The sequence below is a fragment of the Bradyrhizobium sp. MV1.5 genome, assembly GCF_055807615.1.
The window spans coordinates 49683-74500 of the sequence record NZ_JBVVPL010000004.1; the positions used below are offsets into that span (position 1 = coordinate 49683).

Here is a 24818-nt window from a genome sequence, read left to right on the forward strand (position 1 = left end):
GTTGCTCTATTCGCCGCCGCCGAAGCGGCGCGACCACCAGCCGGCGCGACGCGGTGCGGCCGAGGTTTCGCTTGCCGCTGCGGGCGCGGGCTCGGGAGCCGGTGCGGGCGGGGCAACCGGCTCGGCCGCCTGCGCAACGGGTGCCGGTTCACTCTGGCTGCTCGACAGAAAGCTCACCTTTTCGCGAACCGTCGAACGGCGTCGTGCGGCCTTGTCGTCGGCGTGCTCTTCGTCGGCGGCAGCAGGAGCCGGCTCAGGCCTGGCCGTTGCCTCAATCCGTGCTTCGGCGCGCGGCTCAGGCTGGGTGACCTGAGGTTCTGACGTGTGCTCGGCCTGCGCGATCGAGGGCGCAGCCTCGCCGCTAAAACCATCGAAATCGGCGACTGCATCGGTCGCTTCCGACGGCGCACTGGCCGCGAGCTCGTCGCCGATGGAGCCGGCGAGACCTTCCTCGCCAGGACCGCGACGGCGGCGGCCACCACGGCGACCACGCCGGCGACGGCGATCGGCGCTGCCCTGCTGCTCGCCACGGGCTGCCTGTTCCTCGCCTTCCTCGCCTTCCGGCTCGGCCTCGGCATCCTCTTCGCCTTCACCGGCCGCCATGGCCGTCTCGGCAAGGGCGGGAGCGCCATCCTCGCGCATCTCCTCGTCGCGCGGGCCACCGCGACCGCGGCGACGACGGCGACGCTTGCGGCGCTGGCTGTCTTGCTCGGTAGCGGCGTCGCCTGCGGCCTGCTCCTCGACGAGACCTTCAGTCTCCTCGGTCTCAACCTCGGATTCGGTCTCCGGATCGAACTCCTCGTCGTCATAGGCCTCTTCGACCAGGGGGGGCGGGCTCGCGGCCGCCTGCGCCGCCAGCAGAGCTTTGGCGGCTTCCAGCGTATGCACCTGCTCGCCGCGGTCGATGAGATAGGCCTGAGGCCCGTTGACGCTCGGGTCGGCGATGACCGACAACGTGACCTTGAAACCGTTCTCGAGGTCGCGCAGATGGCCGCGCTTGTGGTTCAGCACATAGAGCGCGACGTCGGTGCGGGTGCGGACCACGAGGTTGTGGGTCGCGCCCTTCATCAGGATCTCTTCGAGGCCGCGCAGCAATTGGAGCGCAACCGAGGACACCGAGCGCACATGGCCGGTGCCGCCGCAATGCGTGCAGGGATCGGTCGAGGACTCCAGCACGCTGGCGCGGATGCGCTGGCGTGACATCTCGAGCAGGCCGAAATGCGAGATGCGGCCGACCTGGATCCGCGCGCGGTCCTGCCGGAGGCAATCGGACAGCTTGCGTTCGACCGCGCGGTTGTTGCGCTTCTCGTCCATGTCGATGAAGTCGATGACGATCAGGCCGGCGAGGTCGCGCAGCCGAAGCTGACGCGCGACCTCCTCGGAGGCCTCGAGATTGGTCTTGAGCGCGGTGTCCTCGATATGATGCTCGCGCGTGGAACGTCCGGAGTTGACGTCGATCGAGACCAGCGCTTCGGTCTGGTTGATCACGATGTAGCCGCCGGACCGCAACTGCACGGTCGGCGAGAACATCGCATCCAGCTGGCTTTCCACGCCCATGCGCGAGAACAGCGGCTGGCCGTCGCGATACTGCTTCACCGCGCTCACATTGGCGGGCATCAGCATCTTCATGAAGTCGCGCGCTTCGCGGTAGCCGGATTCACCGGCAACTGAGATCTCGTCGATCTCCTTGTTGTAGAGGTCGCGCAGCGAGCGCTTGATCAGCGACCCTTCCTCGTAGACCAGGGTCGGGGCCTGCGACTTCAGCGTCATGTCGCGCACCGTCTCCCACATCCGGATCAGGTACTCGAAATCGCGCTTGATCTCGGGCTTGGTGCGGGCGGCACCCGCGGTGCGCAGAATGATCCCCATGCCCTCGGGCACGTCGAGATCCTGCACGACTTCCTTCAGGCGCGAACGGTCCTGCGCGCTCGTGATCTTGCGACTGATGCCGCCGCCGCGTGCGGTGTTCGGCATCAAGACGGCGTAGCGGCCGGCGAGCGAGAGGTAGGTCGTCAGCGCCGCGCCCTTGTTGCCGCGCTCTTCCTTGACGACCTGCACCAGCATCACCTGGCGGCGCTTGATGACTTCCTGGATCTTGTATTGGCGGCGGGGACGGAAGGTGCGCTCCGGCACTTCCTCCAGCACATCGTCGCCACCGACGGATTCAACGACGTCCTCTTCGGCTTCCTCGTCGTCCTCGTCTTCGTCATCATCCTCGGCCGTCGCATCGGAGTCGTGATGCGGAGCCTGCACACTCTCGCCGGGGGCGTACACGGCGTCGGCAGGTTCGACGGCCGATGTCACGGCCTCGGCAAGATCGTGGGCGTGTGCGTCGGAGGCAAACTCCTCCGGCTCGGCGACGGCCTCTGTGGCGACCGCGGGCTCGGCGCCGATCGCTGCGACAGGCGCCGGTGTCTCGTCGGCATGTTCATGGTCGTGATGATCGTGCTCGCCATGATGATCGTCGTCGTGATGATCATGGGAGTGATGATCGTCACCATGGGCATGATGATCGTCGTGATCATGTCCTTGGTGGTCATGTGCTTCGTGGCCGTGATCGTGATGATCGTGGCCTTCGTGCTCGCCGTGATGCTCTGCGCCGGCGTGCAGGTGCTCGCCCTCGTGCGAAGCGCCCTCGGGCAGGGCCTCGCCCTGGACCTGTCGGGCCGCGGGATCCGTGCCTTCGACGACGTCGCTGCGGACGCGCTCGCCATGGCTGCGGCGGCGGGAATTGCGGTGGCGGGAGCGGCGGCGGCCCTGGGAGCGGTTCTCGCTCTCTTCCTCGGCCTCGCGATGGGCCTGCTCTTCGGCTTCGATCAGCGCCTGCCGGTCGGCAACCGGGATCTGGTAATAGTCGGGGTGGATTTCGCTGAAGGCGAGGAAGCCGTGGCGGTTGCCGCCATATTCGACGAAAGCGGCCTGGAGCGAGGGTTCGACCCTTGTGACCTTGGCGAGGTAGATATTCCCGCGCAGTTGCTTGCGTTGCGCGGTCTCGAAATCAAACTCTTCGACGCGATTGCCGCGGACCACGACGACCCGGGTCTCTTCCGGGTGGGTGGCATCGATCAACATCTTGTTGGGCATGTCTTAACTCTTGGCGGCGGCGGGCGCGATTCACCGTGGGCGCCATCAGCGCTGCCGGGTGACGCGACGGTCCACCTGATTCGGGGGTGAGGGGAAGGCCGAAACGCCGTCTCTCGCGCCTTGCCGAACCGGAAGCCGGAGGACCAAAGTGGCGCGCGGAATTTTCACTCCGCAGCGTCGCGAATGGTCCTTCAGAATTGGTCGGCACAGTCTGGCGCATCAAGCGTCGGCCCGTATGAAACATCGGGCGGCGGGGCCGCCCCTCAATCAGTTGCTGTTGGCCAGGCATGGCGCGAGCGCGCTCGCCTTGGGTATTACGAACCGCTCCCTTGGGATTAAGGGACCGGGTAACGGGTTGCGCCGCTGTCAGAACCGTCCCGGAAACATGGTGGTAACCGGGGACCGTTCCGCCGCCGGGGCTTGCCCCCGCTCCACCTCGCTGCCGCGCACCGCGCTGGACCTAGAGGGGAACGGAAAAACGCTGGAATCCCAAACCTTGAGAGTTCCGGCGCTGCACCGGGAGGCTGAATGCGACACAACCGGAAATATCGGCCGTCAGCATTCCGTACATACGTGGATTGGGCCATCCGTGCAAGGAGCGTCGCACGGCGGTCACAGTCAGCGAGTTTCGCGTGTCTGTCATTAAGGATCGTTTAACCCTGTGGTTCTATTGCGTTAAAGAGGCTGCTCGGAGGCACGGAATCGGTGGCGAGCCGCGCAAATCAAAGGATCTTGCTGGGATGCGTGCTGCTCTGCGCGGCAGCATTGCCGTGTGCTGATTCCTCGCGCCTGAAGGCCGCGGAAAGTCAGTCTCAACCCGCTGTTGCATCAGCGAATTTCCCAACGGCCTCGGCCGCCCGGCTGGCCGGTGACGGCAAGCAAACGCGCTTTGTCCTCGACATCGATCAGACCGTTAGCTTCCGCGCCGTCACCCTTGCCGACCCGTATCGGGTGGTGGTCGACGTTCCCCAGGTCAATTTTCAACTTCCCGCTGGCACCGGGTCCGGCGGACGCGGACTGGTCAAGGCCTTCCGCTATGGGCTGGTGATGCCCGGCGGCTCCCGAATCGTGTTCGACCTGACGGGCCCGGCCAAGATCGCCAATTCCTACGTGGTGGAGGCTGCCAACGGTCAGCCCGCGCGGCTGGTGCTCGAAATGGAGGAGGTCGAGCGCACCGCCTTCGTGCCGTCGCTGGCTCCGGAAAACCGTCCTGAGCTGCGGCCGGCAATTGCCGATCCGCCGCCCGTGACGGTTCCCACATCTGCACATCCTGAAGCCGGGCAGAAGGCCGATGGCCGCGCGGTGGTCGTTATCGATCCCGGCCATGGCGGCATCGACAATGGCACGCAGTCGAGCGGCGAGAGCGAGAAGAATCTGGTGCTGGCCTTTGGTCTGGCGCTGCGCGAACGGCTGGAAAAGACCGGCAAATATCGCGTGGTGATGACACGGGACGACGACACCTTCATCCCGCTCAACGACCGGGTCAAAGTCGCCCGCAGCCTCAAGGCGGCGTTGTTCGTCTCTATCCATGCCGACGCGCTGCCGCGCGCGGAGGGCGACGCGCAGGGCGCAACCATCTACACGCTGTCCGACAAGGCCTCCGACGCCGAGGCGCAGCGGCTGGCCGATGCGGAAAACCGGGCGGACGCCATCGCCGGCTTCAACCTCGCGGAGGAGCCGACCGATGTCGCCGACATCCTGATCGATCTCACCCAGCGGGAAACCCGCACCTTTTCAAGTCGTTTTGCCCGCCTGTTGATGGGCGAAATGAAGTCGACGGTGCGGATGCACAAGCATCCCCTGAAGTCGGCCGGCTTCCGGGTGCTGAAGGCGCCCGACGTGCCGTCGGTCCTGGTCGAGATCGGCTATGTCTCCAACAAGGGCGATCTCGAGCATCTGGTCTCCGAGGGATGGCGGTCGCGTGCCGTGGGCTCGATGGCCCAGGCGATCGACGGGTTTTTGGCCAAGCGGATGGCCACGGCCGGATCGTCAAATTGACGACCGGGGGGTCCTCGAATTGAGAGTGATTTTCCGTCCCGCCGCAAAAGCCCTAGTTTGGCCACAGCGGGCGCTTTATAAAAACGCCGCAGGGGGTTCCGGAATCGGCGAGAATCCCGCTCGGCAAGCGTCTTGAGTCCGGCACTGATAGTATTGAGTAAGGCCGGTGAATTCGCGATGGTTTGGTGCCTGTTTCGGGTGCCGAGGGCTGATCTTGAGCCGGTCTTGGGCTGATCTTTGGGCTGATCCAGAGTTTGAACGGATAAACAGATAATGCGCTTGCTGGTGCGGTTCATGGGCTTCCTGTTCGCCGCGGGAACGGTGTTGTTCCTTGTCGGGGTCGGTGCCGTCGCAGGCCTGATCTGGCATTTCTCCAAGGACTTGCCGGACTACTCTCAGCTTCAGGATTACGAGCCGCCGGTGATGACCCGCGTGCACGCGACCGACGGCTCGCTGCTGGGCGAATACGCCAAGGAGCGGCGGCTTTACCTGCCGATCCAGGCGGTGCCGAAACTCGTGATCAATGCCTTCCTCGCCGCCGAGGACAAGAATTTCTACGAGCATGGCGGCATCGACTACACCGGCATGGCGCGCGCCGGCGTGGTCTACATCCAAAACTACGGCTCCAACCGTCGTCCGCAGGGCGCTTCCACGATCACCCAGCAGGTCGCCAAGAACTTCCTTCTGACCAACGAGGTCTCCTTCGCCCGCAAGATCAAGGAAGCCTTGCTGGCCATGCGGATCGAGAAGACCTACTCGAAGGACAAGATCCTCGAGCTGTATCTGAATGAAATCTATCTGGGCCTCGGCGCCTACGGCATCGCAGCCGCGTCGCTGGTTTATTTCGACAAGTCGGTGAACGAGCTGACGGTGGCGGAAGCGTCCTATCTCGCGGCGCTGCCGAAGATGCCCGCGACGCTGCATCCGGTCCGCAACCGCGACCGCGCCATCGAGCGCCGCAACTACGTGATCGACCGTCTGCTCGAGAACGGCTGGGTCAAGCAGGCCGACGCCGACAAGGCGCGCAAGGAGCCGCTGGTCGTTACCAGCCGTTCCAACGGCGCCCACACATTCGCCGGCGAATATTTCGCCGAGGAAGTGCGCCGCGACATCTTCGAGCGCTATGGCGAGAAGAAGCTGTACGAGGGCGGCCTCTCGGTCCGCACCACGCTCGATCCCAAGATTCAGGTCATGGCGCGCAAGACCATGGTCGCCGGTCTCGTGAACTATGACGAGCAACAGGGCTATCGCGGCGCCATCAGCAAGCTCGACATTTCGGGCGACTGGGGCGTGAAGCTCGCCGAGATCAAGTCTCTGTCCGATATCTCGCCGTGGCGCATGGCCGTGGTGCTGGAGACCAGCGACCAATCGGCGCGCATCGGCTTCCAGCCGAGCCGCGAGCTCGGCGGCGCGGTGAGCAAGCAGCGCGAGACCGGCCTCATCACGCTCGACGGCATCAAATGGGCAAAGTCGGCCTCCGGCGCCACGAAGGGCAGGGCGGCGAGCGCGGTGTCGCAAGTGCTCCAGCCCGGCGACGTGATCTACGCCGATCCGCTGTACAAGGACGCCCAGCCTGTCGAAGGCCAGTACCGGCTGCGCCAGATCCCCGAAGTGTCCGGCGCGATGGTGGTGATGGACCCCTGGACCGGTCGCGTGCTGGCAATGGTCGGCGGCTTCTCGTTCGACCAGAGCCAGTTCAACCGCGCCACACAGGCCTATCGTCAGCCTGGTTCGTCGTTCAAGCCGATCGTCTATTCGGCCGCGCTCGACAACGGCTATACGCCTTCGACTGTCGTGCTCGACGCCCCCATCGAAATCGACCAGGGCCAGGGCGCCGGCGTGTGGCGGCCTGAAAACTTCTCCTCGGGCAAATTCCAGGGCCCGGTGACGCTGCGCAACGCGCTGCGGCAGTCGCTCAACACGGTGACGGTGCGCCTCGCCCAGGACATCGGCATGCCCCTGATCGGCGAATATGCCCGCCGCTTCGGCGTCTATGACGAACTGCCGAATTATCTCTCCTACGCGCTCGGCGCCGGCGAGACCACGGCGATGCGCATGGTCACGGCGTATTCGATGCTCGCCAATGGCGGTCGCCGGGTGAAGCCCACCCTGATCGACCGCATCCAGGATCGCTACGGCCACACCATCTTCAAGCACGACCAGCGTGAATGCCGCGGCTGCGACGCGCCGGGCGGCTGGAAGAACCAGAACGAGCCGCAGCTGATCGACCGCCGCGAGCAGGTGCTGGATTCCATGACCGCCTATCAGATCACCGAGCTGATGGAAGGTGTGGTCCAGGCCGGTACTGCCACCGTGGTCAAGCAGGTCGGCAAGCCGATCGCCGGCAAGACCGGCACCACCAATGAGGCCAAGGACGCCTGGTTCGTCGGCTTCTCGCCCGACGTCGCCGTCGCCATCTATATGGGCTACGACAAGCCGCGTCCGCTCGGCAAGGGTAACGCCGCGACCGGCGGCCATCTCGCAGCCCCCATCGCGCGCGACTTCCTCCAGCTCGCGCTCGCCGACAAGCCCGCGGTCCCGTTCAAGGTGCCGGCCGGCATCAAGCTGGTGCGGGTCGTCGCCAAGACCGGCATGCGCGCCGGTCCGGGCGAGACCGGCGGAACCATCCTGGAAGCCTTCAAGCCGGGCACGGCGCCGCCGGATAATTATTCGGTCATCGGCGTTGCCGATGCCGACGGCCGGATGCCGGCGTCACAGCAGCAGCAGCCGGATTCCGGTTTCTTCATGCGGCCGGGCACCGGCGGGCTGTACTAGGGCTTAGGACAAGACAGACGTTCGTCGCCGCGGCGGTTGCGCTTTGCAGCTGCCGCCGCTACATCCCGTTGTCATGAGACGCGGAACAATTCCGCGAGACCAGAGAATCCCATGCGCGCCGAAATCGAACGGTTGGTAGAAGAGATCAAGCAGTCTGTCGGGCTGCTGAGGAGGCATCTTTGACGTCGAGAAATCGACGGCGCGCCTCGCTGAGCTGAACAAGCTCGCAGAAGATCCCAACCTCTGGAACGATCCCCAGAAAGCCCAGAAATTGATGCAGGAGCGCACCTCGCTCGAGGATGCGCTCTCCGGCATCGGCAAGGTCGAGCAGGAGCTCGAAGACGACATCGGCATGATCGAGCTCGGCGAAGCCGAGGGCGATGAGGGCGTCGTCAAGGAAGCCGAAGCCGCGCTGAAGACCCTCAAGAAGGAAGTTGCCCGGCGCGAGCTCGAGGCGCTGCTGTCTGGCGAGGCCGATAGTTTCGATTCCTATCTCGAAGTTCATGCCGGCGCCGGTGGCACCGAGAGCCAGGACTGGGCGCAGATGCTGCTCCGCATGTACTCGCGCTGGGCCGAAACCCACGGCTTCAAGGTCGAGATGCTGGAAGAGTCCGAGGGCGAAGAGGCCGGCATCAAGTCCGCGACCATCCAGGTCTCCGGTCACAATGCCTATGGCTGGCTCAAGACCGAGGCGGGCGTGCACCGCCTGGTGCGGATCTCGCCGTTCGATTCCAACGCGCGGCGGCACACCTCGTTCTCGTCGGTTGCCGTGTTTCCCGTCATTGACGACACCATCAAGATCGACATCAAGGAATCCGACGTCCGCGTCGATACCATGCGCTCCGGTGGCGCCGGCGGCCAGCACGTCAACAAGACCGAGTCCGCGGTACGGCTGACGCATATCCCGACCGGCGTCGCCGTGGTCTGCCAGGCCGGCCGCTCGCAGCACAAGAACAAGGCGCAGGCCTGGGACATGCTGCGCGCGCGGCTTTACCAGATCGAGCTGAAGCGGCGCGAAGAGAAAGCCGCCGCCGACCAGGCCGCCAAGACCGACATCGGCTGGGGCCACCAGATCCGCTCCTACGTGCTGCAGCCCTACCAGATGGTGAAGGATCTGCGCACGGGTGTGCAGACCTCCGACACATCAGGCGTGCTCGGCGGTGATCTCGACGACTTCATGGCCGCGACCCTGGCGCAGCGCGCCTTCGGCACTCCCGGCGCCGACATCGAGGACGTCGACTGATGCCCCGCATCGCCTTCATCGGGCTTGGGCGGATGGGCCATGGCATGGCCGGGCGCTATCTCGATGCCGGCTTCACGGTGACGCTTTGGAATCGCAGCAAGGCCAAGGCGGAAGACCTGATCGCGCGCGGCGCGCAGTGGGCGACCTCGCCTGAGGACGCGGCGATCGACGCCGACGCCGTTGTGACCATGGTCGCCGATGACGAGGCCTCGCGTGCGGTCTGGCTCGGGCCTAAGGGCGCGGCCAAGACGGCGAAGGCCGGCACCATCGCGATCGAATGCTCCACCGTCTCCTATGATCATGCGCGCGAGATGGGCCGCGAAATGAACGCGCGCGGGCTGATCTATATCGATTGCCCCGTGACGGGATTGCCGGATGCTGCCGCCAGCGGAAAGCTGACGCTGCTCGTTGGTGCCGATGCCGCCGATCTCGAACGCGCGCGGCCCTATCTGACACCGATCGGCTCGACCATCCGCCATTTCGGCGCGGTCGGCGCCGGCACGGTCTACAAGCTGATCAACAATCTGATGGGCGCGATCCAGATCGCCGGCCTCGCCGAGGGGCTTGCCATTGCCGAGCAGGCCGGGCTCGACATGAACCTCGTGCTGGACTCGATCCAGGCTGGCGTTGCCGCGAGCCCGCAGGTGCAACGCCACTCCAAGCGCATGGTCGCCCGCGATTTTTCCGGCGCAACGTTCACGGCAGCGCTGCGGCACAAGGATGCCGCCTACGCGGTGAAGCTCGCCGAGAGCCTGCTGGCCGACAAGCCGCTGGTCGCGCGCGCCGCGGTGGAGGCCTACGCGCAGGCCAAGGCCGCGATGCCTGACGACGACGAAGGTAAGATGATCGAACTGGTGTCGCGGCCGAAGAAGCCGTCCTAGCGGATCACATCGACACAGGGCAGCCTCGTTCGCCTCCTTCGAGCATCGGTCTTGTAAACGGGTGCGTCGTCGGAAATCGGGTGGCGCGGTTCGCCGTGTTGTCCTAGGCGGCAGGTTGGACCGCCGCCGCCGTGAGACCCCATGCCCCCGAACAACAACCGGATCGACGCGCGCGACTGGTCGCTGCTCGCTGTGCTCTCGGTGCTCTGGGGCGGCTCGTTCTTTTTCAACGGGGCTGCGCTGCGGGAATTGCCGCCGCTCACGCTGGTGCTTCTGCGCGTTGCACTTGGCGCGGCCATTCTACTGCCGCTGCTCCGTATCCACCGCATCGGTTTTCCCAAGGGTGTGAAGGCCTGGAAGCCGTTCATCGCGATTGGGCTCCTCAACAACGTCATCCCGTTCTCGCTGATCGTGATCGGCCAGACTTTCATTCCAAGCGGGCTGGCGTCGATCCTGAATGCCACCACGCCGCTGTTCACGGTGATCGTGATGGCGGCGGCAGGCGAAGAGGCCCTACAGCTGCGGCGCGTCGCCGGCGTGGCACTGGGGCTTGCCGGCGTGATCATCCTGCGCGGATGGGGCGTTGAAACACGGGCCGGGCAGGGACTCGGCATCCTGCTCTGCCTCGGCGGCGCCTTCAGCTATGGCTTTGCCGCGCTGGCGGCGCGGCGGTTGTTGAAGGACGCAGCCCCGCTGGGGACGGCAGCGTTTCAACTGATGGCTTCCACGGTGATGATGGCGATCGTCGCCGGCGCCATGGAGCAGCCGTGGCGTCTGCCGATGCCGGGCGTGACGATTTGGCTCGCGGTGCTTGGCCTTGCCGGCCTGTCGACGGCGCTCGCCTATATCGTTTTCTTCCAGATCCTGCGGCGCTCGGGGGCGACCAATGTGATGCTGGTGACGCTGCTCATTCCCGTCACCGCCGTTCTTCTGGGATGGCTGGTGCTGGGCGAGCCGATCTCCATGCGCGAGATCGCGGGCGCGATCGTGATCGGCAGCGCTTTGCTGGTGATCGATGGGCGCGTTCTGAACCTGCTGCGGCGGGTCGTTTGACTCCAGAGCCGCCGTTTCACCTCACGGAAAATCGCGGCGCTTGCCAGCGGCAGGTCCGCTTGCGACACTCGCGGCAAAACAAGACTATAAAACACAGCGGAGAGAACGATGCCGGGTCGTCGCAATAACCTTGCTGCCCTCGCCATTCTTGCTGCCGGCGTGCTCGTCACGACACCGGCCCTGGCGCAGAAAAAATACGATCCCGGCGCTACCGACACCGAAATCAAGCTCGGCAACATCATGCCCTATAGCGGGCCGGCATCGTCCTATGGCGTGATCGGCAAGACCGAGGCCGCGTTCTTCAAGATGATCAACGATCAGGGCGGCATCAACGGGCGCAAGATCAATTTCATCAGCTATGACGACGCCTATTCGCCGCCGAAGGCGATCGAGCAGGCGCGCAAGCTGGTGGAGAGCGACGAGGTGTTGCTGATCTTCCAGCCGCTCGGCACGCCCTCGAACTCCGCGATCATGAAATACATGAACGCCAAGAAGGTGCCGCAGCTCTTCGTCGCCTCCGGCGGCACCAAGTTCGGCGACCCCAAGAATTTCCCATGGACCATGGGATTCCAGCCGAACTACCAGAGCGAGGGGCGGATCTACGCGAAATATATTCGTGACAAGTTTCCGAACAGCAAGATCGCGGTGTTCTGGCAGAACGACGACGCCGGCAAGGACCAGTTCAAGGGCCTTAAGGACGGGCTCGGCGACAAGGCCAGCATGATCATCGCCGACAAATCCTATGAGGTCAGCGATCCCTCGATCGACTCGCAGATCGTTGCGCTTCACGATTCCGGCGCCGACATCTTCTTCTCATGGGCCGCGCCGAAAGGCTCGGCACAGGCGATCCGGAAAGTCGGCGAGCTCGGCTGGAAGCCAAAATTCTTCCTCGCCAATACGGCGACGTCAATTGCCTCTGTGCTCAAGCCCGCCGGGCTCGACTATTCCAAGGACATCATCTCGACCGCGTATCTGAAGGATCCGACCGACCCGACCTGGGACAAGGATCCGGCCGTCATCGCGTGGCGCACCTTCATGGACAAGTACTATCCCGAAGGGGACAAGACCAACGCCAACAACCTTTATGGCTACGTCCAGGCGGAGGCGATGGCGCAGGTGCTGAAGCAGTGCGGCGACAACCTCACACGTGACAACGTGATGAAGCAGGCCACGAACCTGAAGGATTTCCACACCGACCTGATGCTGCCCGGCATCATGGTCAATACCTCAGCCGACGATTACTTCCCGATCGAGCAGATGCAGCTGATGCGCTTCAACGGGCAGGCCTGGGAGCTGTTCGGCGACGTCATCACCGGTGAGGTCGGCCACGAGCGCGGCCAGTAGTCAAGGCTGGCTGATCACAAGGGAGGCGCTGGCGAGTAGAGCCTGCCGAAGCAGTGCGATTCCGAACGAAGCTGCGCCTCGTCGTTTTCCGGTGTTTCCCCAGCTTATTCGGTGACCAGATCGGCGGCGCGTTTCGCCTTCTTGCCGGCATTCTTGACCGTCTCTTCTCCGACCTTTTCGGCCTCGGCGCGAAGCTCACACTTGGTGCGGATCTCGTCGAGCTCGTCGTCGGTCAAATGCTCAATTCCCACGAAGGAATTGTGCGCCGCGCTCACCCGGATCAGTTCGTCGAGTTTCACCTGGATGGCCGCGCTGTCGCGATTCTGGGAATTCTGAATCAGGAAGACCATCAGGAACGTCACGATCGTGGTGCCGGTGTTGATCACCAACTGCCATGTATCGGAGTAATGGAAGACGGGACCGGTGACCGCCCAAACCAGGACGACGCCGGCGGCAATCATGAATGTCAGCGCGCGCCCGGCAGCTTGAGATGTTCGGTTAGCAATATCGCTGAAGAGTTGAGCCGCGCTGTTGCGTGGCTGGTCCGCCTTGCCCTCGGCCGGACGAGCTTTCGTATCGGTCTTTTGCATCAGAAGATCGCGCCATTGAGGACCTGCGACCTAACGCGGAGGGAACTCCGAAGTTCCGCCGTGTAAACCCGGACTAGGCGAGAGCGCTCCCAACGAGTCTAGCCCGCGCTGAGCCGCACGCCGGCGCGCAGGAATTTCTGCGGATCGACTGCTTCGCCGTCGATGCGGGTTTCATAATGCAGATGCGGGCCGGTGGAACGGCCTGTCGACCCGACGAGACCGACGACCTGGCCGATCTTCACGATCTCGCCGACCCTGACGTTGATCTCGGAGAGATGGCCATAGCGGGTCGCAAGACCATTGCCGTGATCGACCTCGATCATGCGGCCGTAGCCGCCCGACCAGCCGGCCGAGACGACCTTGCCGTTGGCGGTGACGCGAACGGGATCGCCGCTTGCGGCGCGGAAGTCTAGCCCGGTGTGCATCGCGGGGCGGCCGAGGAATGGATCGCTGCGCACGCCGAAGCCGGAGGTGAACTCGACCTCGCCGATGACGGGCTTGCGATAGGGCACGAGTGCGAGCGTGCGATTGAGCCGGTCCATCTCGGCGCGGGTGCTGTTGATGCGATAGAGCTGCTTCTCGAACGGCCCCGAACTGGCGGTGAGTTTTACGGGTACGAAAGGCCCGCCCATCGCCGTGCGCGGCACGGCGGCTTCGAGACTTGCGAGGTTCAGGCCGAGATCGCTGACGACGCCGCGCATCCGGCGCATGCGCGAATCCATGCCTTCCTCGACGGCGTTGAGTGCCGCCATCTGGCGGCGCTCGACCTGGTCGAGCGAGGTCGTGAGCCGAACGACGACGTTGTCGAATCCCTGGTTCTTGGCGAATTGATTGACGGGCGGAGCTGCGAGGGTCGGCGCGCGCGATTCGAGCCGCGCTTCGCGATCCGGCGGCGCCACGAAGATCACGGTGTCGCTGATCGGCGAGGGCTTTGGTGTGCCCTGCGTCGTCTGGCTGGCATCGCCACGCTGCGGGCTGGAACGGGGAATCGATCCGGTCACGTCCGGCATGGACCCGAGCGCCGTGGCCCGGGACTCCAGCGCCGTCTGGCGCTTCATGATCTGGTCGAGCTTCTGGTCGAACTGCTCCTGGTCGAGCAGCTGCCGACTGGTGGTGCGGTCGACCTTGGCGCGCAGCTCGGCGATGCGGTCCTCATAGGCGTATTGCATCTCGGCCTGCCGGGCGATCAGCCGGGTGAGGACGTCGTCGCGGAAGGCGAAATAGGTGGCGGTTGCGGCCGACCAGAGCCCCAGCAGCACGACCGTGCCGACCACGATCCAGAACACCACAGGCCCCAGGCGAACCTGCTTGCCGTGATGCACGATGGTGTAGGCGTCGTCGGTGTCCGGAAGGGGGAGCGCGGTTGCCACCGAGGCAGCACGGCGATGAAAGGCTCGACCGTGGTCGTGGGGGTGATGTTGGGGGTACTGCGAGAATTGGGCAGAACTTTTCAACATCGGCACTCCCGCGCCGGTCGGATGAGTCCGTACGGCCTAATTGCCGCGGCAATCTGGGCCAGTCATGGTTAATTTTCCGGAAACGGAACCGCTTGAATTTAAATGATTGGTTAAAGGCTCCTTGCGGCTTCCAGCACCTCGTCGGCGTGGCCGTCGACCCGGACATTGCGCCAGATCCGGGCGATCCTGCCGTCGGCGCCAAGCAGCATCGTGGTACGAAGAACTCCCAGGAAGCTCTTGCCATACATGGACTTTTCGCCCCAGGCGCCGTAGGCCTCCAGCATCGCGTGCGTCTCGTCCGAGATGAGGGGCACGCCGAGACCGTGCTTGTCCCGGAATTTATCCTGAGCCTTGACCGGATCGGCGGAGATACCGAGCACGGCGGTGCCGGCCGAGGCGAAGGCGCCGGTCAGCCGCGTAAAGTCGATGGCCTCCCTGGTGCAGCCCGGCGTGTCGGCGCGGGGGTAGAAGAACAGGACCAGCTTCTGGCCGGTATAATCCGACAGCGCGACGACACCGCCACCGTCGCGGGGCAGGCGGAAGGCGGGAGCCTTCTTCCCCTCGGCCAAGCCGGCCTTCGCCGCCGTTTCGGGCGCGGATGCCGATTTGGAAGAATTTAACCGTTTCGATGCGGCCTTATGCGATGCTGTCTTTGCTATGGTCCCAGTTGATTTGCTCGCCGGTGTCCGCTGTGTTTTCGCGGGCTTGGTTTGAGTCGCTGCCCGCGTTTTCACGGGCGTCTTTTTAGCCGTCGGACTGCCGGAGGGCGTTTTGGACGATTTCTTTCGGGATTTCTTGGACATACGCCTTCCTTTCGTCGCTTTCGGCGGGTCAACCAAAGCGGTATTGCAGCCCTTTTCCGCTATGCCGGAATCGTGCCCTCGGCAGGGCGAGTCTGACGACGCCGGAGTCTGGTTACAAGGAATTCCACGCACCACCCCACTGCTCGTTGAACGCGCTCCCGGGGCGACATGACGAACAGAAGGAATATTCGAGGTATGGCGGCAATGCCGGCGCGGGAAGCTTCGCTTCCCGTCGACGGCTGCGGCCCCGGCGGCGCTCAATCCCACGACGGGCGCCTGTATCGAGAGGCAATGGCAAGGAATACGTCGCCCCAGGATTACAATCGGGATTCGGATCGGCGCGGCAGCCAACCAGAGCAACAGCAATGGGACGACGCCGATTGGGATCCGGATCAGGAAGCGGCGGCGGGCTATCGTGCGCGCCGGCTGTTGTCGCGTTCCAATTCGGGCTTCCATCGCTTCGCTGACGGGGTTGGTCCGTTGCGCCGCTGGTTGGGCGGCGGTCGCTGGTTGAAGCGCGTGGCCGTGGTCATCGGTGCCCTGATCGTCATCTTCGTCGGCTGTTTCGGCTCGCTGTGGTGGCGGCTCGGCGCCGGGCCCATCAATCTCGACATTGCGACGCCGTGGCTCGCGGCCGCGATCGAGGACAATATCGGTCACGGCAACACCGTGGAGGTCGGCGGCACGCAGATCGAGCGGGCCGGGCGGATCCGGATCGCCGTGCGCATCCGCGATATCGTCGTGCGCGACCACGATCACGTCATTGTCGCCACCGCACCGAAGGCCGAGGTGAAGCTGTCGGGTGCAGGCCTGCTGATGGGGCATCTGCGCGCCGAGAGCCTCAACCTCGTCGATGCCGAGCTCGCGATCCGGATCGCGCCTGACGGCACGGTCACGGTGTCGGCTGGTGACACCGCCAAGCCGCTTGCAACCGGTGTCGCCTCCAAGAAGGACGCGGGGCTGCCGCCGACTTTCCCGCGCAACGGTGTACCACCGCCGCCATTCGCCACCGAGCCTGCGACTCCCGATGCATCGCAAGCCGCGACCCAGGCCACGGCCCCGACCGGCATTCTTCAGGGCCTCGACTGGCTCGACAGTCTGAGCATGACCGGCCTCGACGGCCAGAACCTCAACGAGATCGGCCTGAAGAACGGCAATCTGATCGTCGATGACCAGCAGCGCGGCAGCAAATGGACGTTTGAGAACATCACGCTCAGCCTGCGCCGTCCGAGCCGTGGCGGCGTCGCGCTCAGCCTCGGCGAGGAGGGCGCGCGTCCGTGGTCGTTGCGTGCCACGATCGGCCCCACCGAGAACGGCGTGCGCTCGGTCGATATCCGCGCCGACAAGGTCTCGACCGCCAACATCCTGCTGGCGCTGCGGGTGAAGGACCTCACCTACACCGCCGACCTGCCGCTGACCGGCGAGCTCAAGGGCGAGCTCGGCCGCGACGGCGTGCCGACCTTTTTTCGCGGCAAGATCGCGGTCGGTGCCGGCAACATCATCGATACCGATACGCCCGACTATCCGATGGCGATCGACTCGGCCGAGATCAATGTCGAGTGGGACGCCAATCGGCGGGTGCTGGTCGCTCCGTTCAAGGTCCTCTCGGGCGCGAACCGTCTGACGCTTCTGGCTCACGTCGAGCCGCCCAACGGCACCGTCAACGACTGGCAGCTCGGTTTCAGCGGCGGTTCGATCCTGCTCGGCGGCATCGACAACGAGCCGCCGCTGGTCTTCAACCGTATTGCGATCGGCTTCCGCTTCGACACCGACCACAAGAGGCTGCTGTTGACGCAGGCCGATATCTCCAACGGAGAGATCGGCGTTGCCGGCACCGGTGCCATCGACTATTCGGGCGAGCCGCGGCTGACATTGGGTTTTGCGGGAACGCCGATGTCGGCCTCCGCGCTCAAGCGGATGTGGCCGACGCTTGTCGTCCCCGAGTTGCGCGAATGGGTGATCGAACGGATCGAGCGTGGAACGCTCCAGCGCATCGAGATCGGCGTTAATTCACCGACGAAGAATCTTCCGCGCAAGGGCCCACCCATTCCCGACGACGGCCTGTCGGTCAATATCGTGGCGAGTGGTGTCACGGTTCGCCCCGTCGATGGCCTGCCGGTGGTGCACGATGCCGATTTGAAGGCGCGCGTGACCGGCCGCACGGCGACCGTGAATATCGGGCAGGGCATCGCCGATACGCCAGCGGGCCGCAAGATCACGATTTCCGACTTCGTCTTCGAGGTGCCCGATATGGCGCCCAAGCCGTCGCCGTCGCGGACCAGGTTCCGTGTCGAAGGCCCGGTGCCTGCGGCGGCCGAAATGCTTTCCAATGATCGCCTGAGCGATCTGTCGTCGACCGTCATCGATCCCAATACCAGCAAGGGGACGTTCTCGGCGAACGTCCAGCTTGGGTTGCCGGTCAAGGGCGAGCTGACCAAAGCCGATACCACCTACAGCGTTACCGCCGATCTCAACGGTTTTGGTGCCGACAAGCTGGTGATGAACCAGAAGCTGGAGGCCAACAACCTCAAGATCGTCGCGAGCAACCAGGGCTATCAGGTCAAGGGCGACGTCAAGATCAACGGGCAGGCGGCCTCGCTCGACTATCGCAAGCCGGCCGAGGGCGATGCGGACGTCAAATTGCAGACCACGCTGGACGATGCGAGCCGCGCGCGCCTCGGATTCGATCTGGGCCCCGCCGTCAGCGGATCGGTGCCGATTAAGCTGTCCGGCAAGATCGCCGGGGGGCCCGACCAGACGACGAAGCTCGGCATCGAGGCCGACCTGACCTCGGTCAAGCTCGACAACATCCTGCCCGGCTGGGTCAAGCTGCCGGGCAGAGCGGGCAAGGCCAGCTTCAAGGTGGTGCCGACGGCGCAATCGACGCGTCTGGAGGACATCGTCATCGAAGGCGGCGGCGCTGCGATCAAGGGGTCGCTCGAGGTCGATGCCAACGGCGACCTCATGAACGCGAACTTCCCGACTTACGCGCCGTCCGACGGCGACAAGGCGTCGCTGAAGGTGGAGCGCAGCCAGGAGGGCGTGCTGAAGGGTACGATGCGCGGCGACGTCTTCGACGGCCGCGGCTTCCTGAAATCCGCGATCTCAGGCAGTTCCAAGGACGATGCCAAGAGCAAGACGAAGAACGTCGATTTCGACATCGACGTGAAGCTCGGCGCCGTCATGGGTTTCAACGGCGAGGCGATGCGCAGCGTCGAGGCCAAGATGTCTCGGCGCAATGGTGCGGTCAAAGCCTTCACGCTGAGCGGCAGGATCGGAAAAGACACGCCTGTGGCCGCCGATTTGCGCGGCGGCCGCGCCCAGGGCAACCGCGAGGTCATCTATCTCCAGACCAGCGATGCCGGCAACTTCCTGCGCTTCACAGACACCACCAACAAGGTTTACGGCGGTCAGATGGTCGTGGCCATGGAGCCGCCGACGTCGGAGCCCACGACACGGGAAGGCCTGATCAACGTGCGCGACTTCTCGGTCAAGGGAATGGATCAACTCGATCGCGTCGCGGCGGGCGCTCCCAACGGTGCGCAGAGCGGCGTCGCCTTCACGGCGTTGCGCGCGGAGTTCACGCGGCAGAACGGCGCGCTCACGATCCGCGACGGCGTGGTCAAGGGACCGATGATCGGCGCCACCATCGAGGGCTCAATCGACTTTCCCGGCAACCAGGTCTGCATGAGCGGCACCTTCGTGCCGATGTACGGCGTCAACAACATCTTCGGCCAGATCCCGTTGTTCGGCATCTTCCTCGGGGGCGGCAACAATGAAGGATTGATCGGCGTGACCTACGAGGTCGTCGGCACGCCGGCCGCGCCGGTGATGCGCGTCAATCCGATTTCGGCGATGGCGCCCGGTTTGTTCCGCAAGATCTTCGAATTCAACACCGGCAAACAGAACTCGCCGTTCGAGGAATTCCCGTCGCAATCGAGCGATGGCTCGACCGGAACGACGCGCCAGCTCTCGAGCGGCTGCACCCTCGCGCGGCGATAGCGGCGAGGCTGGGCTGATTTCGTTGACTGCGATCAAGTCGGGCCGCCGCCAGGACGGAGCTGCGCTCCTTCCCCCGCTTGCGGGGGAGGGTTGGGGAGAGGGTGTCTCCGCAATCGAGAGCCCCCGAGAGGAGAGAGCCCTCACCCGGCGCTATGCGCCGACCTCTCCCCGCAAGCGGGAGAGGTTCAGAACCCGCGGCGCGCTCCTGCGTGCTTAACCCCGCGCAACATTCTCGGTAGAACGCGCGCCTAGCTAGCCGGCCGTTTACGCCGCGCGCACGCCCGCCAGGAAGGTCCCGACTTCGCCAGAGAGCTGCTCGGCCTGCTTGGAGAGGTTTGACGCAGCTGCGAGCACCATGCCTGCGGCATTGCCGGTCTCGTTCGCTGCCGTGCTGACGCCCCCGATATTGGTGGTGACCTCCTGGGTCGCCTCGGCCGTCTGCGAGACGCTGCGGGCGATCTCGGCGGTGGCGGCGCCTTGCTCCTCGATCGCGGCGCCGATCGAGGTGGCGATCCGGCTGACTTCCTCGATGGTGGCGGTGATGCCGCCGATGGCGTCCACCGCTTCCTTGGTCGCGCCCTGGATCTGGGCAATCTTGTCACCGATCTCGCGGGTGGCTTCCGCGGTCTGGCTCGCCAGCGACTTCACCTCGGAGGCGACGACAGCAAAGCCGCGTCCGGCTTCGCCGGCGCGTGCGGCCTCGATGGTGGCGTTGAGCGCGAGCAGATTGGTCTGCGCCGCGATGCTGGAAATCAGCTCGGCGACATGCTCGATCTGCTGGGCGCCATCGGAGAGCGCGCGCACGATGGTGTCGGTGCGGCGTGCGCTGTCCACGGCGCGGCCGGTGACCACGGCGGACTGCGCGACCTGACGGCTGATCTCGGTGATGGAGGAGGAGAGCTCCTCGGCGGCGGCCGCGACCGTCTGGACGCGCTGGCTGGCTTCAGTGGCGGCCGAGCCGACGACGGCGGCGCGGCGGTTGGTGCCTTCCGCGGTCGACGACATCGACTTGGCGGTAACCTCCAGCTCGCCCGAGCCCGAGGCCATCAGGCCGACGAGCTGGCCGACGGAGGCGTCGAACCGGTCGGCAAGCGAGATCAGCGCGTCGCGCTTCTCCTGTTCGCTGCGGATCTTGGTGGCGACCTGCTCGGCCTCCAGCTTGCGCGCCGTCAGCGCGGTCTGCCTGAGCACTTCGAGGGTCTCGGCCATGCGGCCGATCTCGTCGCCGCGACCGGTCTCCTCGACCGGCGCGTCGATGGCGCCTTCGGAAATGGCCTGCATGCGGTTCTTCTGGCGGTCGAGCGCGCCGAGCACGTCGCGGGCGATCAGCCAGGACAGTGTCGCCATCAGCAGCATCAGGCCGATGCCGATCGCCCCCAGCTCCAGCGTCAAGGCTCGCACGTCGGCGTCGATGTCGTCGACATAGAGGCCGTAGCTGATCGTCGCGTTCCAGGGCGCGAATTTGCGCGCGAAAACGGTCTTGCGGACGGGCTCCGTCTGGCCGGGGCGGGGATAGAGATAGGAGGTCACGCCGCCCTGTGCGGTCTCAGCGCCGGCCTTGATAATGGCGTCGGCGATCAGGACGCCATTGGAATCCTTCGCACCGGTGATCTTGCCTTCGAGCTGCTGGTTGGCGCCGTTGACGATGAGGGACGTATCGGCGTTATAGACCACCGGATAGCCTTGGCCGCCATTGAAACTCATGCGGCGGCCGCGCTGGTGGAACTGGACCTTCGCTTCGGCCTGCGTCAGCTTGCCGGCGCCGACCTCCTCTTCGAGTGATTGGGCGAGGTTGTGGAGCATATCGACCGCGGTCCGCATCTGCTGGACGCGGTCCTCCAGCATGCGGCTCTTGCTGAGCACGGACGACACCCCGATGATGGCCGTGACCGTGAGTGCCGAAAGACAGACCATGCTGGCGAGCTTGGTGCGGATCTTGAGGTGGCTCAGCAGCTTCATCACGGCCTCGACGGAATGGTTATTGTTGCTCGCGTCGGTAGCATGAAATTCTTACCAATCATGAATGGACGCGTGCGACGGCTGCCGCGCAAGCGGCGTCCGCGAGCCGCATGCGCAAACATCCATGCGGAAAAGCGCCGTGTCGGCGCATGGCAAGTCAACTGGGAGAAAGATTGTGTGGGTGTTTAGTCCCGACCGAATCCGGTGGGAGCGGACATGAACCGATTCGTCCACCGCCTCATCATGTCGATGCTGCTGGTCGCGGTCCTCGTCCTGGTCTGGAACGTGCTGGGCTCGCGCTGAGATGGCACCCGTAAATGTACTGGTGCCATCCCTTTATTCACGAATCAATTGCTGACGCCTCAGCGCCGCGCGAACGCGCCGCCGGTTGTGCCGCTAGTCCTTGCCCATCGCCGCATCGGCGCTGACCGAGCCGCCGCCGGCTGCCGAGAGGTAGAGGCAGGCGAAGCAGAACAGGATCGCCGCGGTGCCACCATTGAGCAACGGCAGGAACACCGGCGTCTCGCCCTTGAACATGTGGCCCATGAAATAGGCGAAGGCCATCTCACCCGAGAGGATGAACGCCGCGAGGCGGGTGAACAGGCCGATCATCAGCAGCGCGCCAAGCACCAGCTCAAGCGTACCGGCTGCGTAGATGATCGGCGGGATGTTTGCGAAGTAGGGAAGCACCGGAAACTTGAAAAGCTTGGCGATGCCGTACTGGAGCAACAGGAGTCCAGTGATGAAGCGAAACAGGCTCAAGAGAACCGGTTGAAAGCGAACGAGATAGGGAAAGTTCATTGGTTTGTGCCCTCCATCCAATGCTTGCGACTAGCCGCATTCAGTTCTGCCCTGCAAGCCACCCAAGGGCAATTTGCGCTGACATTTTTGTCATGTCGGACAAAACACCGCAGCCAGGACTTTCAGCCGCGCGCGATGCACATTTTTTGCAGCTATTCGCGTCGTGCCCATCCGTAATTTCCCGGTGACGCGAATGCGCTCAGGTTACCTTCGGGAGACCTAGCGCCGCAAAGCGGGCACGACCAGGAACGGGATCATCCCGAGCACCACGCTTGCAAGCGCGAAGGCGAGCAGCGCGTTGTAGCCATGGGTCGCGTCATGGATCAGGCCGCCGCTCCAGGAGCCGAAAGCCGAGCCGAGCCCGCTGCCGATCGAGATGGTGCCGTAGATGGTGCCGACGCGCTTGCCCCCAAAGATCTTCATCGCGGTCGCCGTGATCAGCGGTCCACGTGAGCCCATCATGCTGCCGAAGCAGACCACGAATCCGATGAGCAGGAGGAGATTGGCGGAGTACTGCAACAGCCACAGCAGGAAGATGCCGAGGATCGAGATCGCGTAGCTGAGCAGCACCGACGGCCGGCGTCCGATCAGGCCGTCGAGCGCTGACACCCCTAACATGCCGAACACCAGCACGACGCCGGAGAAGCCCCAGGCGGTGGCGGCCTGCAGCGGTGGAAAGCCGGCATCGATCAGATAGGCCACGATCTGGGCGGCGATCGCATACATGCCGACCGCAGTGAAGAAGAATGTCGAGAACAGCGCCCAGAAGGCGTGATGGCGCATCGCGCTCGGAAGGGTCCAGCCGTGATCGACGAAATCCGGATCGGTCTTCTTCGCGATATGCGGCGAGCCCGAGGCGAACAGCCGCCATGGCAGCAGCATGAGCGGCACCAGCAGGCCGAGCGCGGCGAAGCCGAACAACTGGTAGGTTTCGCGCCAGCCGAGATGATCGATCAAAAGCTGCGAGGCCGGCAGCAGCGCCAGCACGCCTCCACCCATGGCCGAGTAGACCACCGCCATCGCGGTCGGCAGCTTTGGGCCGAACCAGCGGCCGAGCAGAATCGAATTCGGCACATTGCCGATGAAGGCAACGCCGATGCCGACGCAGAGTCCGATCGAGAGCTGGAACTGCCAGAGTGACTGCGCGTGGCTTGCGATCAGGAAGGCCGAGCCGAGCAGCAACAAGCCCAGTGCATAGACGATGCGCGGTCCGGAATGATCGAACAGGCGCCCGACCAGCGGCGCCATCAGTCCGCTGACGAGCCAGGTCAGCGAATAGATCGAGACCACCTGGGCGCGATCCCAGCCAAAATTTTCCGAGATCGGCTTCAGGAAGACGGTGAAGCTTTCGCTGAGGCCGCGGCCGAGCACGGCGAGTGTGAAGCAGAGCGCGAGCACCACGAGCGCGGTGCGCACGACGCCCTGCGGCGTCGCCGTGACGCGCTTGGACTGTTCCTCTCGCGTGTTCTGGTTCATTGCCGATCAGGGAGCGCGCTTCAGCGCGCCCTGACAAGCAGCGAAAAGCTCATACGCCTATGCAGGCCTCAGGAGGATGTGCTTCTTCTTGCCGAACGACAGCTTGACCACGCCTTCCGGCGTCAGGTCGGCCGCCGACAACGCCATCTTCTCGTCGGTGACGGGCTGGTCGTTGACGCGCAGGCCGCCGCCCTTGATCTGGCGCCGTGCTTCGCCGTTGGAGGCAACGAGGCCCGCCTTGACGAAGGCGTTGAGCACGCCGAGGCCGGCGTCGAACTCGCCGCGCGGAATTTCCACGGTCGGCAGGCTCTCGGCCAGCGCGCCTTCCTCGAAGGTGCGGCGCGCGGTCTCGGCCGCCTCGTTCGCGGCCTCGCGACCATGCAGGAGCGCGGTCGCCTCCGTGGCGAGCACCTTCTTGGCCTCGTTGATCTCGGAACCTCCGAGCGCCTCGAGCTTCCTGATCTCGCTCATCGGCAGCGTCGTGAACAGCTTGAGGAATTTGCCGACGTCGGCGTCCTCGGTGTTGCGCCAGTACTGCCAGAAATCATACGGCGAGAACTGGTCGGCGTTGAGCCAGACCGCGCCTTGCGCGGTCTTGCCCATCTTGGCGCCCGACGCCGTGGTCAGCAGCGGCGTCGTCAGCGCGTACAGTTGATGGGTGCCCATGCGGCGGCCGAGATCGACGCCCATGATGATGTTGCCCCACTGGTCGGAGCCGCCCATCTGCAAGTTGCAGCCGGTCCGCCTGGCGAGCTCGACGAAGTCATAGGCCTGGCAGATCATGTAGTTGAACTCGATGAAGCTCATCTCCTGCTCGCGCTCGAGGCGCAGGCGCACGGAGTCCATGGTCAGCATGCGGTTGACCGAGAAGTGCCGGCCGACGTCGCGCAGCATCTCGATGTAGTTGAGCTTTGTCAGCCACTCGGCATTGTCGAGCATGATGGCGTCGCTCTTGCCGTCGCCATAGCGCAGCACTTTTGCGAACACACCACGGATCGATTCCTTGTTGGCCTCGATCTCGGCGACAGAGCGAATCGCGCGCGTCTCGTCCTTGCCGGAGGGATCGCCGACCATGGTTGTGCCGCCGCCCATCAGGGTGATCGGCTTGTTGCCGGATTCCTGGAGCCAGTGCAGCATCATCATGGTCAGGTAATTGCCGATGTGCAGCGAGCGGGCCGTGCAATCGTAACCGACATAAGCCGTCACCTCGCCCTTGGCGGCGAGCGCGTCCAGCCCCTCGAAATCGGAGCACTGATGGACGAATCCACGTTCCTGCAGCGTGTTGAGGAAATCCGATTTGAATGCAGTCATTTGTCGGCGCGCCTGACAATTCTTGGTTTACTGTTTTGGGA

Annotated in this window: 16 protein-coding genes; 8 read left to right on the forward strand and 8 right to left on the reverse strand. The window is 64.6% G+C overall.

The window, feature by feature from the left end:
• Positions 1–6: 6 nt before the first annotated feature.
• On the reverse strand, positions 7–2253 hold the full coding sequence (locus tag AC0L2J_RS05265) for an Rne/Rng family ribonuclease (protein WP_473387633.1): 2247 nt from the start codon (positions 2251–2253) through the stop codon (positions 7–9).
• On the opposite strand from AC0L2J_RS05265, the gene AC0L2J_RS05270 reads away from it, so the two are divergent.
• From AC0L2J_RS05270 to AC0L2J_RS05300, 7 genes are all read left to right on the forward strand, one after another.
• The gene (locus AC0L2J_RS05270; protein ID WP_473387634.1) at positions 2239–3174 is read left to right on the forward strand and encodes a hypothetical protein; all 936 of its coding nucleotides are present in this window, start codon (positions 2239–2241) and stop codon (positions 3172–3174) included. The two genes, AC0L2J_RS05265 and AC0L2J_RS05270, sit on opposite strands and share 15 nt — an antisense overlap.
• A 615-nt stretch (positions 3175–3789) precedes the next feature.
• Positions 3790–5082 carry an N-acetylmuramoyl-L-alanine amidase gene (locus AC0L2J_RS05275; RefSeq protein ID WP_473387637.1) on the forward strand — a complete coding sequence of 431 codons (1293 nt, stop codon included), beginning with the start codon at positions 3790–3792 and terminating at the stop codon, positions 5080–5082.
• Positions 5083–5355: 273 nt separating this feature from the next.
• Positions 5356–7857 carry a penicillin-binding protein 1A gene (locus tag AC0L2J_RS05280; protein ID WP_007609759.1) on the forward strand — a complete coding sequence of 834 codons (2502 nt, stop codon included), beginning with the start codon at positions 5356–5358 and terminating at the stop codon, positions 7855–7857.
• Positions 7858–7968: 111 nt separating this feature from the next.
• A protein-coding gene (gene prfB / locus AC0L2J_RS05285; protein ID WP_007609760.1) for a peptide chain release factor 2 occupies positions 7969–9100 on the forward strand; the annotation gives its coding sequence in 2 pieces (ribosomal slippage) (positions 7969–8037 and positions 8039–9100; 1131 coding nt in all).
• Positions 9100–9981 carry an NAD(P)-dependent oxidoreductase gene (locus AC0L2J_RS05290; RefSeq protein ID WP_007609761.1) on the forward strand — a complete coding sequence of 294 codons (882 nt, stop codon included), beginning with the start codon at positions 9100–9102 and terminating at the stop codon, positions 9979–9981. Before prfB ends, AC0L2J_RS05290 begins: the two co-directional genes overlap by 1 nt.
• A gap of 141 nt (positions 9982–10122) precedes the next feature.
• Entirely contained in the window at positions 10123–11034 is a 912-nt protein-coding gene (locus AC0L2J_RS05295) for a DMT family transporter (RefSeq protein ID WP_473387640.1), read from the forward strand.
• A gap of 108 nt (positions 11035–11142) precedes the next feature.
• On the forward strand, positions 11143–12378 hold the full coding sequence (locus tag AC0L2J_RS05300; protein WP_473387643.1) for an ABC transporter substrate-binding protein: 1236 nt from the start codon (positions 11143–11145) through the stop codon (positions 12376–12378).
• A 104-nt stretch (positions 12379–12482) separates the two neighbouring features.
• Here AC0L2J_RS05300 and AC0L2J_RS05305 read toward each other — a convergent pair whose 3' ends face one another.
• The 3 genes from AC0L2J_RS05305 to AC0L2J_RS05315 form a co-directional block, all read right to left on the reverse strand.
• Positions 12483–12968 (reverse strand): low affinity iron permease family protein, encoded by a 486-nt coding sequence (locus AC0L2J_RS05305; RefSeq protein WP_473250041.1) that lies wholly within the window; start codon positions 12966–12968, stop codon positions 12483–12485.
• 98 nt (positions 12969–13066) lie between these two features.
• Entirely contained in the window at positions 13067–14425 is a 1359-nt protein-coding gene (locus tag AC0L2J_RS05310; protein WP_473387645.1) for a M23 family metallopeptidase, read from the reverse strand.
• Positions 14426–14535: 110 nt separating this feature from the next.
• Positions 14536–15228 (reverse strand): peroxiredoxin, encoded by a 693-nt coding sequence (locus tag AC0L2J_RS05315; protein WP_007609768.1) that lies wholly within the window; start codon positions 15226–15228, stop codon positions 14536–14538.
• Between the two features lie 204 nt (positions 15229–15432).
• On the opposite strand from AC0L2J_RS05315, the gene AC0L2J_RS05320 reads away from it, so the two are divergent.
• Entirely contained in the window at positions 15433–19230 is a 3798-nt protein-coding gene (locus AC0L2J_RS05320) for a YhdP family protein (RefSeq protein ID WP_473387893.1), read from the forward strand.
• 264 nt (positions 19231–19494) lie between these two features.
• Here AC0L2J_RS05320 and AC0L2J_RS05325 read toward each other — a convergent pair whose 3' ends face one another.
• The 4 genes from AC0L2J_RS05325 to tyrS form a co-directional block, all read right to left on the reverse strand.
• A complete protein-coding gene (locus tag AC0L2J_RS05325; RefSeq protein WP_063992548.1) occupies positions 19495–21189 on the reverse strand; it encodes a methyl-accepting chemotaxis protein in 1695 nt (564 codons plus the stop codon).
• Between the two features lie 396 nt (positions 21190–21585).
• On the reverse strand, positions 21586–21990 hold the full coding sequence (locus AC0L2J_RS05330) for a DoxX family protein (protein WP_007609771.1): 405 nt from the start codon (positions 21988–21990) through the stop codon (positions 21586–21588).
• A 219-nt stretch (positions 21991–22209) separates the two neighbouring features.
• Positions 22210–23466 (reverse strand): MFS transporter, encoded by a 1257-nt coding sequence (locus AC0L2J_RS05335; protein ID WP_473387649.1) that lies wholly within the window; start codon positions 23464–23466, stop codon positions 22210–22212.
• A gap of 57 nt (positions 23467–23523) precedes the next feature.
• Entirely contained in the window at positions 23524–24777 is a 1254-nt protein-coding gene (tyrS, locus tag AC0L2J_RS05340) for a tyrosine--tRNA ligase (protein WP_473387650.1), read from the reverse strand.
• Between the last annotated feature and the right edge of the window lie 41 nt (positions 24778–24818).